Origin of the sequence: Arthrobacter sp. HY1533, assembly GCF_027568515.1 — a bacterium.
Lineage (GTDB): Bacteria > Actinomycetota > Actinomycetes > Actinomycetales > Micrococcaceae > Specibacter.
The window spans coordinates 1-13287 of record NZ_JANKZF010000014.1; the positions used below are offsets into that span (position 1 = coordinate 1).

Consider the following 13287-nt stretch of genomic DNA (forward strand, 5'->3'; position numbering starts at 1 on the left):
TCCTGCGGTTTGCCCGTGAGGGTGGGGCCACGGAGACGTCTCCTGTTGCTGCGCGTGAGGCGGTGGCTGCCGGGATCCTGGCGGCGCAGTCGCTGCGTTCCGGGGGAGGGGCCTTGGAGGTCCCGGCGTTGCCGGCGGAGCTCGTGGAGTACTTCAACAACGGGCAGGTCAAGGCCACAGCCTAACCACCCACCAGCACGGCCGCCGCCATGGCGTTGCACCGACATTGGATTCAGGGAGAAGAATGACGTCAATGCCATGGCCCGGCGGCCGTGCGGCCGACGGCGAGGGCGGACCGGGCAACCCGCCGCCGCACAGCCGGGACAACCTTGTCCTGGCCGCCCCCATCACCGGGTGGGAGGATGCGCTGCCGCTGGGCAACGGCCTGCTCGGCGGCCTGCTGTGGGGCGGCGGGAACACCCTGCGCCTGTCCCTGGACCGGGGCGACCTCTGGGACGAGCGGACCAGCGGCGGGGAAGAATGGTGGAAACACCAACCCTGGCACGCCGAAATCGAGGAACCCTGCCCCTGGGGCAAGTACTACAAGGGGCTCACGCCCACCAAGCTCCCCGCCGGGCGGCTTGAAATCACCTTCCCCGAGGGGTCGAGCGTCGACTCCTTCGAACTGAACCTCGCCGATGCCCAGGCCAGCGCCCGCTTCAGTGACGGTTCCTGCGTCACTGCCATCTTCAGCGCCAACGAGCCCCTCGCGCTGGTGCGCACCGCCGGCGGACCGAGGCCGGGCGTCCGGCTGGTCCCGGCAGGCTCCGGCGGCGCCGACCAGGGCGCCTTGGCGGATGCGAAAAGCGACGGGGCCGTGGCCGCCCTGGGCTACCCTCCCGCGCAAACCGGCAGCTCCGCGGACATGCAGTGGTACGTGCAGGACGCCGCCGGTGGCTTCCAGTACTGCGTGTGCACCGCCGGCAGGCCGGACGGCGACGGCTGGGTCATGGCCATTGCCGTCACCACGAGCAACGACTGTGCACCCGGCCAGGACCTCCTGACCCTTGCCCGGCAGAGATGCACCGAAGCACTGGACCGCGGCCACGCCGAGATTTTCAGCGGCCACGCGGCATGGTGGCGTGGCTTTTGGGCGCAATCATCCATTGAGGTGCCCGAACCCCACCTCCAGCGCAGCCACCAGCTGACTCGGTACCTGTACGGGGCGGGCTCCCGCAAGGGCGCCCCGCCCATGCCGCTGCAGGGCGTCTGGACCGCGGACCACGGCGGACTGCCGCCGTGGAAGGGCGACTACCACAACGACCTCAACACCCAGCTGACATATTCGGCCTACCAGGCCGCCGGCAACTTCGAGGCGGGGGAGAGCTACCTGGACTTCCTGTGGGACCTGGCGCCGGCGTTCCGCCAGTTCGCCCGGGACTTCTACGGAACGGACGGACTGGCCACCCCCGGCGTCATGTCGCTGGCCGGGCAGCCACTGGGCGGGTGGAGCCAATACTCCATGTCTCCCACCATGAGCGCATGGAATGCACAGCTCTTCCACCAGCACTGGCGGTACACGGGCAGCAGCAGTTTCCTGGCAGAACGTGCCTATCCGTGGTGCAGGGAGGTGGGGCAGTGCATGGAGGGGCTCCTGGTGGAGGACGGCGACGGAATCCTTGTGCTTCCCCGGTCCTCCTCGCCGGAAATCTTCGACAACAGCCAGAAGGCGTGGCTGCTGCCCAACAGCAACTACGACCTCATGTGCCTGAAAATGCTGTTCCTGTCCCTGCAGGAAATGGCCACTGCCCTGGGCCAACAGCCAGATGCCCGGCGCTGGCAGCAGCTGGCGGACGGGCTGGGCGACTACCATGTTGCCCCCGACGGCGAACTGCTGCTGGACCGCGAAACACCGCTGCGCGAAAGCCACCGCCACCTCTCCAACCTGATCGGCATCCACCCCTTCAACCTCATCACCATTGAGGGAGGGGATGAGGACCGACGGCGCATCGGCGCATCCCTCGATGCCTGGGACAGCCTCGGCACCGACTGGTGGTGCGGGTACTCGTGGTCGTGGATGGGGTGCCTGCGGGCCCGGGTGGGCGACGGCGAGCAGGCCCTGAGGCACCTGGACGTCTTCACGCAGGCCTTCACTTCCCGCAACGGCTTCCACGTCAACGGCGACCAGAGCGGATCCGGTTTTTCCAAGTTCAGCTACCGCCCCTTCACCCTCGAGGGAAACTTTGCCGCCATGCAGGTGGTCCATGAAATGCTCCTGCAAAGCTGGAGCCCCACGCCGGGCACGGCCGGATCCGAAGTGGTCCGGGTGTTCCCCGCCATGCCGTGGCGCTGGCACGATGCCCGCTTCGGGGACCTCCGCGCCGAGGGCGGGCACCTGGTCTCCGCGCAGCGCGAAAACAACGCCACCACCTGGCTGAAAGTTGTGGCCGGGACGGATGGCACAGTGCGGATCCGCGACAACTTTGGCGGCCGGGAACCCCGCTGGTCCCTGCCCAGTGTCACCCGGGCCGGCAACAACTTTGAAGTGTTCCTCCTCCGCGGCCAAGCCGTGCAGGCCACCATGGACCGGCCCGCGTCGCCTCCGCCCGAGCCCGAAAATGCCGCAAGGCCCGTCATTCTCCAGGCAACGCCATGAGCGCGCCTGCAGTCCGCAACCAGCACCCAGAAAGCACCCCCGGAACCATGAACTTCCCCCTACCCGACACCAATCTCAGCCCCATCACCGGATGGGGCAGGGAGCATTGGCTGCACTTTGCCGATGCGCAGCTGTTGGCCGTGCGGCCCTGGGCCAGTGCGGACCTGTCCCTCATCTTGCTGCCTGGCCGGCCCTCAGGTGCCGGTGAAGTGTCCGACGGGCTGGAAGGATTTGCCCGCACCTTCCTTGCCGCTGCATTCCGTGTTGCGGGGGAGGACGGCGGGGACCCGCACGGGCACCTGGAGCGGTACCGCCGCGGCCTGCTGGCAGGGACGGCCGGCACCTGGCCGCCCATCGTGACCCGTTCCCAGCCCATGGTCGAGGCCGCCTCCGTGGCCCTGGGCCTCCACCTCACCCGGGCATGGCTGTGGGACACGCTGACCGTTGCCGAACAGGACCAGGTGGCCGGCTGGCTGTCCGGTTCCTCCACGAGCGAGGTCAACCAAAACAACTGGGTGCTCTTTCCGCTCATCATCGCGGAGTTCCTTGCGGGGGTTGGCCGGGACCACAACGAGGGGCACATTTCCCATGGACTGGCCCGCCTCGAGGACTGGTACGTGGGCGGTGGCTGGTACCGCGACGGCGACGGCGACTTCTTCGACTACTACTGCGGCTGGGCCATGCACCTGTACCCGCTGCTGTGGCTGCGCATGCTGGAAACGCGAGACCCCGACAAGGCCGCCGCACTGCGGCCCCGCTTTGCCGCCCGGCTTGGGGAGTTCCTGCCGGACCACGTGGGATTCTTCGGCGGCAACGGATCTCCCGTTTTCCAGGGCCGCTCACTCATCTACCGCTACGCCGCCGTGGCGCCGCTGTTCATGGCCGAGCTGGCTGGCGTCCCCTCACCCCTGTCCCCGGGCCAGCTGCGGCGCATCGCCAGCGGCGCCGCCAGGTTCTTTGCCGAAGGTGGCTCCTACGGCGCACCGGGGGAACCGCTTGGGCTCCCGTCACTGGGGTGGCAGGGCGAATTCCCTCCCATGGTCCAGTCTTACTCCGGCCCGGCCTCCCCGTTCTGGACCAGCAAGGCCTTCGTGGGCCTGCTGCTGCCCGCCGGGCACCCCGTGTGGACGGCTGTGGAGGAAGCCTCACCGGTGGAGGCAGCCGACAGCATTCGCCTGGCGCAGGGGCCGAACTTCCTGCTGGCGTCCACCGCGGCAGGCGGCATTGCCCGGGTCCTGAACCACGGCAGCGACAAGTACTACGGCCCGGGCCCGGAAAACGTGGAGTACAGCCGCCTGGCCTACTCCAGCCACACGGCTCCCGTCTTTGATCCGCACAATGCCCTGGACAACCACATCGGCATCCTGGACAGCGCGGGCAACAGCTCCGTGCGCATGCGCATCCACCGGCTGCCGGCAGGGGAGGACAGCATTGCCAGTTTCCACCGGCCCGTGTGGGGTCGCGACGACGAGGCCGAATCGCCGTGGCGGATCACCACCGCGACCACCGCCGCCGGCAGTTATGAACTGCGGCTGCACGTGGTGACCCGCGCCGTTGAAAGGCACGACGGCGGCAACCCCGCCGGAGCCGCCCCGACAGTCCGCGAAGGCGGCTACGCCATCGCGGCAGACACCGTGGTTCAGTCGCTGGCCGTTGCGGCACGCCCGGGCGGCACGGCAGGGGCGAGCGCCTTCAAGGATGGGCTGCACAGCACCATTTGGCCGCTGGCGGGCTGGTCCGCGACAGGGGCGGCCGCCTCAACGGGCCTTTCACCGCTGGGGGAGCACGCCTGCGTGCCCTACCTCGAGGGTGCCTTTACTGGTTCCCGGTCCGTCTTCGCCACCCTCGTGTGCCTGGCGGGCACCGCCACGCAGGGCGTGCCGCGTGACATTGTGGTTGCCGACGACGGCGGCAGCGTCACCGTCTCGGCCACGGCGCCCGACGGTCGGACGCTGAAGGTGTCGCTGGCCGCCTAGGGGGCCGGTCACCGCGTCCTGACCGTCTCAAGCATGCGATCAAATTGCTGGAGGAACGCCTGGTTCGGCTGGGCGGAATCCGTTCGTGCCCAGACGAGCACGCCCTTTATGGAGCCCAAGTTGATGACTGCGATGCGCAACGCGTATTCGGGCTGAAAACCGTAGCAACCCTCCGATTGGTCAGCGCCGATTGTTGGACAGCCCAAGGCTCCGTCCATCGCCCGCGAGGTTGTCGCGGTCATGACCGGAACTGTGGTGCCGCCGACAGAGACGGATTTTGTGTCAGAGTACGTGACGCCGGCACTGGCAAGACCTTCAAGGTATGCGGTGTAGTCGGCTGGCGGCGGAGCCGCCAGGGATTTTCCGCCGGGGTAGTATTCGGCGGGCACCATGAAGCGCACCCGATTGTTGTCATCATCCTTGGCAGACCAGGTAAGGAAGCCGGGGCTGTCCTCTGTGGGTGTCGGATCCAGCAGCGGATCGACGGCGACCGACAGTGGCGCAGAGAAATGAACACTGTTGAACTGCGTGGCTTGTGCTGGGCTGGCGGGTGCCGATGCAGCCGACGTGGAGGCGCCGCTGCCCGATTCCATGGGGGTGCACCCCACGAGCACGAGCATGGCGACCAGCAATCCTGCGATGCCCGTGGCGGGGCGTGAGGACGGAACGTGCAAGCAACTGACTGAGGTGTTCATGATGGCCTGATCCGGGGACGGCAACCAGTCCCAGGCCACCGCGTGTGCTCGCGAAAACCCTGGTTCCGGTGGTGGTGTTTTGATGGGTTGGAGGAAAGTGACTTCGAAGATGCCGATTTCATGTTTCCAAAAACAAATATTCACGTTTTGTCGAGAGGGCGTTCCGGCAATCCAGCGCGTCGCGACACCCCAAGGCTGGCCAAATTCTGGTGGCTGCCTTCTTCCGCTGGCAAGCCTGCGGCCTTAACCTGATCGTAGGGGAAGGAACGGCGGGCAGCTTGCCTGCGTGTCACTGAGTGGTACGGGTTTCACCGTAGGGGGCCAGATGGATGACGGCACCGTGGTGGGACGGGCCTTGGAAATCATGAACGCGGTTGCCTTGCGCCTCCAGACGCCCCTCGCCGAGCTGGCGGCCAGGACCGGCATCCCGAAGCCCACCGCGCGTCGCATCGCCGAAGACCTCGTGCGGCGGCAGATTCTGGTGCGGGCGCCACACGGCTACGCCATGGGATGCGCCCTGGACCACTTCAGCCAGGCAGCGGCGTTGCAACGGATGTTCCCGGACGCCCACGAGCAACTCGTCGAGTTGCAGGCCCGCTGCGGCGGGAACGCCTGGTTCAGCGCCGTGGGGAGGACAGGAACCGCCGGCCCGGCACCTGTCGAGATGGTCCATGACGCCGGGCTCCCAGCCCCGGACGCAGCCCCGTGGCCGGATCTGACGAACCCCAAAAACCTTGTCAACACGGCAGCAGGACACCTCGTGCTGGCGCACAGGCCGGAACTTCTGGAACAAGTCGCGCGCACCGGCCTGCCGCGGGCGACTCCCTATTCCCCCGCAACCGTCCGCCAGCTCGAGGGCATCCTGCGGCAGATACACGAGCTCGGTGCCTCGGTGGAGTCCGAACAGTACATGCTCGGCTGGCGGTGCGTGGCGGTCCAGTTCCGTGGGCCGGGCGACAGCAGGGTCATCCTCGGGGTTTCCGCACCAACCGGGCGCAGCGATCCGGCACGGATGCTGAAGGCAACCCTGCAAGCCGCAGCATCAATGCAGGCCTCCGCGGGATCGCCCCCGGCCAACACGGCGGGTCCCGGAGCCGCCATTCACACTATGGTTCCACCGGCCCCGTGAGCCCCGCCGTCGTGACCGGGCGTCAGGCCAGGGCTCCCATGGGGTCCCAGGCCGGCAGTGCCAGGGGCTCTGCCGCCAGGGCCTGGCGGAGTTCGGGGGAGAGCCGGTTCTTGTTCACGACCACCTCGAAGACGTACTCATCGAACCAGTTGTCGGCCATGGTGTAGAAGCCCTGGTCGCCGTTCTCGTCGCCCCAGCTGTTCTCCACACGCCAGCGGCGGGTCTGCCCCTCCAGGACATCAACTCCCGTCAGCAACATGGCATGCGTCATGGCCGACTCGCCGAACCGCACGCGGGCCTCCTTGTCCATGGCCAGCTCGGCACCGTACAGGCCGGCGTAGTCGTACAGGCCGGCGTCCCAGATGCCTTCCTTGCGGACCATCTGCGGTCCAACGTCGCAGCCAAACCAGACCGGCTCGCCGTCGAGGATGGCCTCCTTGGCGAGGCGCTTGGCCAGGGCAATGTCCACGTTGAGGTACAGCACGGGGGCTGCGCCCAGCACATTGCCCAGGTGTTCAACGGTCAGGGTTCCGCCCTTGGGGTGCTCGGAGCGGGGGTCATCCACCAGGCACACGTACTCATCCAGCGAGATGGTGGTGTACTTGGCCAGGAATTCCTGCGGGGTCAGCACGCCCTCGCGGTGGAAAACCTTGGCGTCGTCGGTGTATTCCCATTCGAAGGACGTGGGCGGCGTGCCCAAGTGCACGGTGAGGATGCGGTGGACCTCGGTGAGGATCCGCTCCGAGGCCGACTCAACCCCGGCGGTGTCACCGGCGGCGTTGAGTGCGCGCAGCTCGCCGGCGCCGCGGCGCAGCAGCAGGCACAGCACGGCGTTCATGCGGCCCGTGTTGGAGGAGGATTCGGTTTCCGGCATGGCTGACTTCGGCACGGCGCCGTACTTCTTGAAGATGTTCACCGCCATGTCCCACTGGCCGCCGTCGCCCATGACGTCGCGCAGCAGGTGTGCCACGAGCCGGTCGTCCTCCGGCAGCTGGGAGGTTTCCAGGATGGAGGCCAGGAAGTAGTTGGCACGCTCCAGCTTGTCGAAGTACATGGCGTAGTTCTGGGAGAACTCAAACTCCTTCACGCCCATGGTTTCCTTGGCCCCGGCACGCAGCAGGTTCAGCGCGGCAAACAGCCAGCACCGCCCTGACTTCTTCTGGTTGGTGACCTTCCAGTCGTCAATGCGGTTCGAGACCGTGGTGGTCAGGGCAGTGGCCAGCTGGTGGTCGATGGCGAGGTCGTCGACACTGACGCGCGCCACGGCATTCTGGGTGCGGCGCAGCACGGGATCGGCGGCGAACACTTCGTGCAGGGCCGCGAGGTGTTCGGTGGACAGGGGGGACGTGGTCACAGGTGTGAGGGGGGTCATACGTTCCGTTCTATCGCCTTTCGCGGGCCGGGGCAAGACGGGCACGGGCACCGCCTGCGGCCCCGCCGTAACACTTCTGTGACCTGTCCGCGGCATGTGATACTTTCCGGGGCTGCAGGCCGCCCCCCAACCACACAAAGACAAAGGCGCCCCACTTGAATTCACAGCACGTCCCGTTCGCCAACGATTCCTGGGCGTTCCTGATCGCCGATTCCCTGGAGAAGGTCCACCCCGACACGGACCCGCGGCCCCGCGACCCGTCCGTGCCCATGTCCACGTTTCTGGGCGAAACTCTCTCCTTCCAGGTGGCCATCCGCCCGCCGCTTCTCCGCTCCTTCCGCCCCACGAGCGGCCTGACGCTCAGCGTTGGCGGCGCATTGGGGGCCAACGCCGCCATCCACCAGGCCGAGCTGGTGCCCTGCGCGCTCGCAGCCTTCCCTGACCATGACGGCGGCTACGACCGCGACACCCCGGGCCTCTACCCGGACCTGCTGCGCCCCAGGCCCGACGGCGGCATCAAGCCCCTGATCGGCGGCTGGACCTCGGCCTGGATCGACATCACGGTGGACGACGGGGCGCTGGCAGGCAGCCATGAAGTTCCCGTCAGCGTCACCTCGGCCACGGGCCAGACGCTTTTCCAGGACACCATCACCATCACCGTCCTGGGCCGCCGCCTGCCCGAGCTGGCCATCGTCAATTCCCACTGGTTCCACTGCGACGGCCTGGCGAGCTATTACGGCGTCGAGGTTTTCAGCGAGGAACACTGGGACGCGATTGATGCGTTCATTGCCTCGGCCGCGGACATGGGCGTCAACTCCCTGCTCACCCCCACGTGGACGCCGCCGCTGGACACTGCCGTTGGCGGCGAGCGCCTGCCCACCCAGCTCATTGGCATCACGGACGACGGCGGGGAGTACAGTTTCGACTTCAGCCTCCTGGAGCGCTGGCTCGGCATCTGTGCGCGCCACGGCATCAAGCACCTGGAGATCGCCCACCTGTTCACCCAGTGGGGGGCCGGCTTCACCCCTGCCATCTACGTCACCACGGAATCTGGCAGTGAACGGCGTTTTGGCTGGGATGTGCCGGCCACGGACCCCTCCTACCGCACGCTCATGGCCGCGCTCCTGCCGGAACTGCGTGCCGTGCTGGCCCGGCACTGGTCGCTGGAGAAGGTGTTCTTCCACATCTCCGACGAACCGCACGGGGAGGAGGCACTGGCCAGCTACCTGGCCGCCAAGGCAGTTGTGGCGGACCTGCTTGAGGGGCTCGAGGTGGTGGATGCCCTCAGTGACTACGCCTTTTACACCAGCGGTGCGGTGCCCCGCCCGATAGTGGCGACGGACGCCGTCGGGCCTTTCATGGACGCCGGCATGGACAGGCTGTGGGTGTACTACTGCACGGCGCAGGAGGTGGGCGTTGCCAACCGCTTCATCGCCATGCCGTCGGCCCGGAACCGGGTCCTGGGCCACCAGTTGTTCGCCATGAACTGCTCGGGATTCCTGCACTGGGGGTTCAACTTCTACAACAACGTCCATTCCGTGAGCCCCATCGACCCCTTCCAGGACACCTGCGCCGGGGGCGGCTTCCAGGGCGGGGACTCCTTCATGGTCTACCCGGGCACCTCAGGCACTCCGTGGGCGTCGATCCGCTACAAGGTCTTTGCCCAGGCCATGGCCGACCACCGGGCCTTCACCCTGCTGGAGGAACTCGCCGGCCGGGACGCCGTCATGGACATCATCAACCACAACGGCCAGGGCGGGCCGCTGGCCATGGACAGCTTCGACTACGACCCCGTCCACTACCTGCGCAGCCGCGAACTGGTCAACGCGGCCATTGCGGCGGCCACACCGTGAAAGGAAATACCGCTGCCATGAACGGCACCACCATTTCAGCCACAGCCAACGCGCCCGTCGTGGTGCCCTCGCTCCAGCGCTGGGAGTCCGGGCCCGGGACCACCACCCTGCGTGCGGGCTTCGGCGTCGGACATCCCGAAGAGCTCGCCGGGGTGGCGCAGACGTTGCTGGCCGACATTGCCGAGGTCGCAGGCCTGGCGGGCGGCACCGGTCCGGACGAAGGTGCCGGGATGGTCACCCTGGCGCTGGATCCGGAGTTGGACCTTGGCACCGGCAACGCCACTGCGCCGGGCGAAGGCTATGTGCTGGAGATTGACGGTGGCGGCGTGCGCATCACGGCGCGCACGGCCACCGGCGTGTACTGGGGCACGCGCAGCCTGCTGCAAATGCTGGCGGCCTCCACCACGCTGCCGGCCGGCACCGCAACGGACTGGCCCAACTATCCCGTGCGCGGCTTCATGCTGGACGTGGGGCGCCGCTTTGCCCGCCTCGAGGCGCTGCGCGACTACATCCGACTCCTGAGCTGGTACAAGCTCAACACCTTTATGGTGCACCTGAACGACAACGAAATCACCAAGGACACCAAGCGCAGCTGGGACGATGCGCAGCATGGCTTCCGGCTGGCCTCCGACTCACCCTGGCTGGCCGGCCTTGCGGCGGAAGACGGTGCCTACAGCCGCGCCGAGTGGGACTCATTCGAGGACCTGGCCGAACAGCGGCACGTGCGGCTGGTGCCCGAGATCGACGTGCCGGCGCACTCGCGCTCCTTCATCCGCTGGCGCCCGGAGCTGGGCTTGAACGGCGGGGACTCGGACATGCTGGACCTGCAAAAGCCGGAGACCGTGGAACTGGTCAAGGACGTTTTTGCGGAGTTCGTGCCGTGGTTCCGCGGCCCCGCCGTCCACTTTGGCGCCGACGAATACGCCCGCGGGCACTCGGAGACGTACCGCGGATTCTTCAACGCCGTCAGCACGCACCTGCGCTCGCTTGGCAAGGACCCCGTGGCTTGGGGCAGCCTGAGCGTCATGTCCGACGGGGCCGGGGCTCCGGGGCCGGATGGCTACAACCGCGATGTGACCATTTGTGCCTGGAACAAGGGCTGGTACAGCGGCCAGGCCGCCGTCGCCGACGGCTACAACGTCATCAACACCGACGACGACCTGCTCTACATTGTGCCGTTCGCCGACTACTACCACGGCCAGGGACTGGACGCCCGGGAACTTTTCGAGGGCTGGGAGCCGCACATCTTCGGCACCGGGCACAACCTGTACCCGGGCCACCCGCAGCTGCTGGGGGCGGCCTCCGCCGTGTGGAACGACCTGGTCCTGCTGGACTACGACGAACGCGCCGTCTACCAGCTCGTGAAGCCGTCGTTCGGGGTGCTGGCGCAGAAGATGTGGGCCGGCGCAGTTGCCGGACTGGGCTATGAGGAGTTCATGGACCGCAACGCCGCGGTGGCCGGCTGGCCCGGCGGCACGTTCCTGGACTGACTAGCCCCCGGCCAGCTCCGCCATGATCTCCTGCAGGGCCGCAGCCACCATGAGCACCGAGCGCCGCTTGAGGTTTTCCGGCCGGACCAGCAAGTCGATCCGCCGCTGCGTGTTGATGCCCGACAACGGCCGCAGCACCACGCCCGGGTTCAGCGCCGGGCTGGAGGTGTACCGCGGCAGCAGCCCGATCACGTCCCCCGTGGACACCAGGGCGGCAACCGTTGAATAGTCGTTGATGCGGTGCACCACCTCCACGGGCCGGCTCGCCATGGCGCCCACGGCCACCAGCACGTCGGCGGGGGAGTAGCCGCTGCGGCTGCTGACCCAGGGGTGGCCCACGACGTCGGCCGCGGACAGCGATTGCCGCCCCGCCAGCGGGTGCCCTGCCGCCACCGCCACGTCCAGCGGCTCGTGCGCCAGCGGAATGACGCGGACCCGGTCCTCGGGCCACGGCGGGCTGTGGTCCATGCGGTGGGCCAGCACCAGGTCGTAGCTGGCCGTCAGGGCCGGGAAGCCGTGCTGGGCCACGTCCTCGTCGGAGAACTTGACTCGCGGCACGGCCGGCGCTGCGGCGGGGGACGGGGACCCGGCGTCGGACGCGCCAGTTGCCGCCGGCTGCTGCGACATCGCAGCCAGGCGGCGCACAAGCGGAGCGAACAGCGCCTGCCCGGCACTGTGGAAGCCGCTGATGGTGACAGTGCCGCCGGCATCCTCCTGGTAGGCGCCAATGGCGGCCTTCGCGGCGGCCATGGCGTCGATGACTTCGGCGCCGGCCGTGGCGAGTACCTGGCCGGCCTCCGTCAGCACCAGATTGCGGCCCTCACGGCGGGTCAGCTGCGTGCCCACCTGGCGCTGCAGCAGCGATATTTGCTGGGACACGGCGGACGGCGTGACGGAGAGGGTGTCGGCCACGGCCTTGACGCTGCCCAGTTCGCCCAGCTCCCGGAGCATGTGAAGTTGGTGGAGTTCCATCCCTCCAGCCTACAGTTTAGGCGCGGCTTAATCGACGATGGAGAAATGATCGATTGTGCTAAACGGTTTTGCGGGTTGTAATTGACATCAAACCTCCCCGCCCGCAGCACCTGAGCACCACGAAAGCACGGCACCCTCCATGAAAGCTTTGTACAAGTCCGGCGCACACGCCGGCTTCGAACTCGTCGAACGCCCCGAACCGGAAACCGGCCTGCGGGACGTCAAGATCAAGGTTGCCACCACTGGCCTGTGCGGCACCGACCTGCACATCCTGGCCTGGGATGCCTGGGCCGCCTCAACCATCAACGCCCCGCTCATTGCGGGCCACGAATTCTACGGCGAAGTGGTTGAAGTGGGCGCCGAGGTCAACAACGTCAAGGTGGGCGACAAGGTCTCCGGCGAAGGCCACGTGGTCTGCGGCATGTGCCGCAACTGCCGCGCCGGGCGCCGCCACATGTGCATCAACACCATCTCCGTGGGCGTGCAGCGCGACGGCGCGTTTGCCGAGTACGTTGTCATCCCCGAATCCAACGTCTGGGTGCACCACGACCCCTCCATCACCCCCGAACTCGGCGCCATCTTCGACCCGCTGGGCAACGCCGTCCACACCGCGCTGAGCTTTGGCCTGGTGGGCGAAGACGTCCTCATCACGGGTGCCGGCCCCATCGGCCTGATGGCCATCGCCGTGGCCCGCCACGCCGGCGCCCGCAAGATCGCCATCACCGACGTCTCCGAACCGCGCCTGGCCATGGCCGAGGCCATGGGCGCAGACCTGGCCGTCAACGTCGCCACCACGCGCCTGAAGGAAGCACAGCAGCAGCTGGGCATGCGCGAGGGCTTCGACATCGGCCTGGAAATGTCCGGCCACCCCACCGCCCTGCCGGAAATGATCGACAACATGAACCACGGCGGCCGCATCGCCATGCTGGGCCTGCCGAGCCAGTCCATCGACATCAACTGGGGCAAGGTTGTCACGCACATGCTGACCCTCAAGGGCATCTACGGCCGCGAAATGTTCGAGACCTGGTACGCCATGAGCGCCATGCTCTCCTCCAACCCGGTCCTGCGCAAAGCCGTCGCCAGTGTTGTCACCGACGTCCTGCCCGCCACAGAATGGGAGCAGGCCTTCGAGATCGCCAAGTCCGGCCGCGGCGGCAAAGTTGTCCTGGACTGGTCAGTCTTCTCCTAAGCACCTCCTTCCTTC

General features: G+C 67.5%; 9 protein-coding genes and 1 pseudogene. 7 read left to right on the forward strand and 3 right to left on the reverse strand.

From position 1 onward, the window contains the following. The 3 genes and pseudogenes from PCK14_RS11830 to PCK14_RS11840 all read left to right on the forward strand — a co-directional run. A pseudogene (locus PCK14_RS11830) lies at nucleotides 1-185 on the forward strand (gfo/Idh/MocA family oxidoreductase); the annotation flags it as partial. Between the two features lie 59 nt (nucleotides 186-244). Then, the gene (locus tag PCK14_RS11835) at nucleotides 245-2596 is read left to right on the forward strand and encodes a glycosyl hydrolase family 95 catalytic domain-containing protein (protein ID WP_269938701.1); all 2352 of its coding nucleotides are present in this window, start codon (nucleotides 245-247) and stop codon (nucleotides 2594-2596) included. Then, nucleotides 2593-4572, forward strand: coding sequence for a DUF2264 domain-containing protein (locus PCK14_RS11840; RefSeq protein ID WP_269938702.1), 1980 nt, complete (start codon nucleotides 2593-2595; stop codon nucleotides 4570-4572). The genes PCK14_RS11835 and PCK14_RS11840 overlap by 4 nt, the downstream gene beginning before the upstream one ends. A gap of 8 nt (nucleotides 4573-4580) precedes the next feature. On the opposite strand, the gene PCK14_RS11845 is transcribed toward PCK14_RS11840, so the two are convergent. After that, on the reverse strand, nucleotides 4581-5411 hold the full coding sequence (locus PCK14_RS11845; protein ID WP_269938703.1) for a hypothetical protein: 831 nt from the start codon (nucleotides 5409-5411) through the stop codon (nucleotides 4581-4583). Nucleotides 5412-5592: 181 nt separating this feature from the next. On the opposite strand from PCK14_RS11845, the gene PCK14_RS11850 reads away from it, so the two are divergent. Further along, complete coding sequence (locus PCK14_RS11850) at nucleotides 5593-6396, forward strand: helix-turn-helix domain-containing protein (protein WP_269938704.1); 804 nt, start codon at nucleotides 5593-5595, stop codon at nucleotides 6394-6396. A gap of 22 nt (nucleotides 6397-6418) precedes the next feature. Here PCK14_RS11850 and PCK14_RS11855 read toward each other — a convergent pair whose 3' ends face one another. After that, on the reverse strand, nucleotides 6419-7768 hold the full coding sequence (locus PCK14_RS11855; RefSeq protein WP_269938705.1) for an aminopeptidase C: 1350 nt from the start codon (nucleotides 7766-7768) through the stop codon (nucleotides 6419-6421). A 155-nt stretch (nucleotides 7769-7923) separates the two neighbouring features. Here PCK14_RS11855 and PCK14_RS11860 point away from each other — a divergent pair, with 155 nt between their 5' ends. Next, nucleotides 7924-9621, forward strand: a complete 1698-nt coding sequence (locus tag PCK14_RS11860) for a DUF4091 domain-containing protein (RefSeq protein WP_269938706.1) — start codon at nucleotides 7924-7926, stop codon at nucleotides 9619-9621. Nucleotides 9622-9638: 17 nt separating this feature from the next. Further along, nucleotides 9639-11111, forward strand: a complete 1473-nt coding sequence (locus PCK14_RS11865; protein ID WP_269938707.1) for a family 20 glycosylhydrolase — start codon at nucleotides 9639-9641, stop codon at nucleotides 11109-11111. Here the strand turns inward: PCK14_RS11865 and PCK14_RS11870 are convergent, their stop codons facing one another. Then, nucleotides 11112-12083, reverse strand: a complete 972-nt coding sequence (locus PCK14_RS11870) for a LysR family transcriptional regulator (protein ID WP_269938708.1) — start codon at nucleotides 12081-12083, stop codon at nucleotides 11112-11114. A 139-nt stretch (nucleotides 12084-12222) separates the two neighbouring features. Here PCK14_RS11870 and tdh point away from each other — a divergent pair, with 139 nt between their 5' ends. After that, nucleotides 12223-13272: an L-threonine 3-dehydrogenase gene (gene tdh, locus PCK14_RS11875; RefSeq protein ID WP_269938709.1), complete on the forward strand. Its 1050-nt coding sequence runs from the start codon at nucleotides 12223-12225 to the stop codon at nucleotides 13270-13272. Nucleotides 13273-13287: the final 15 nt, after the last annotated feature.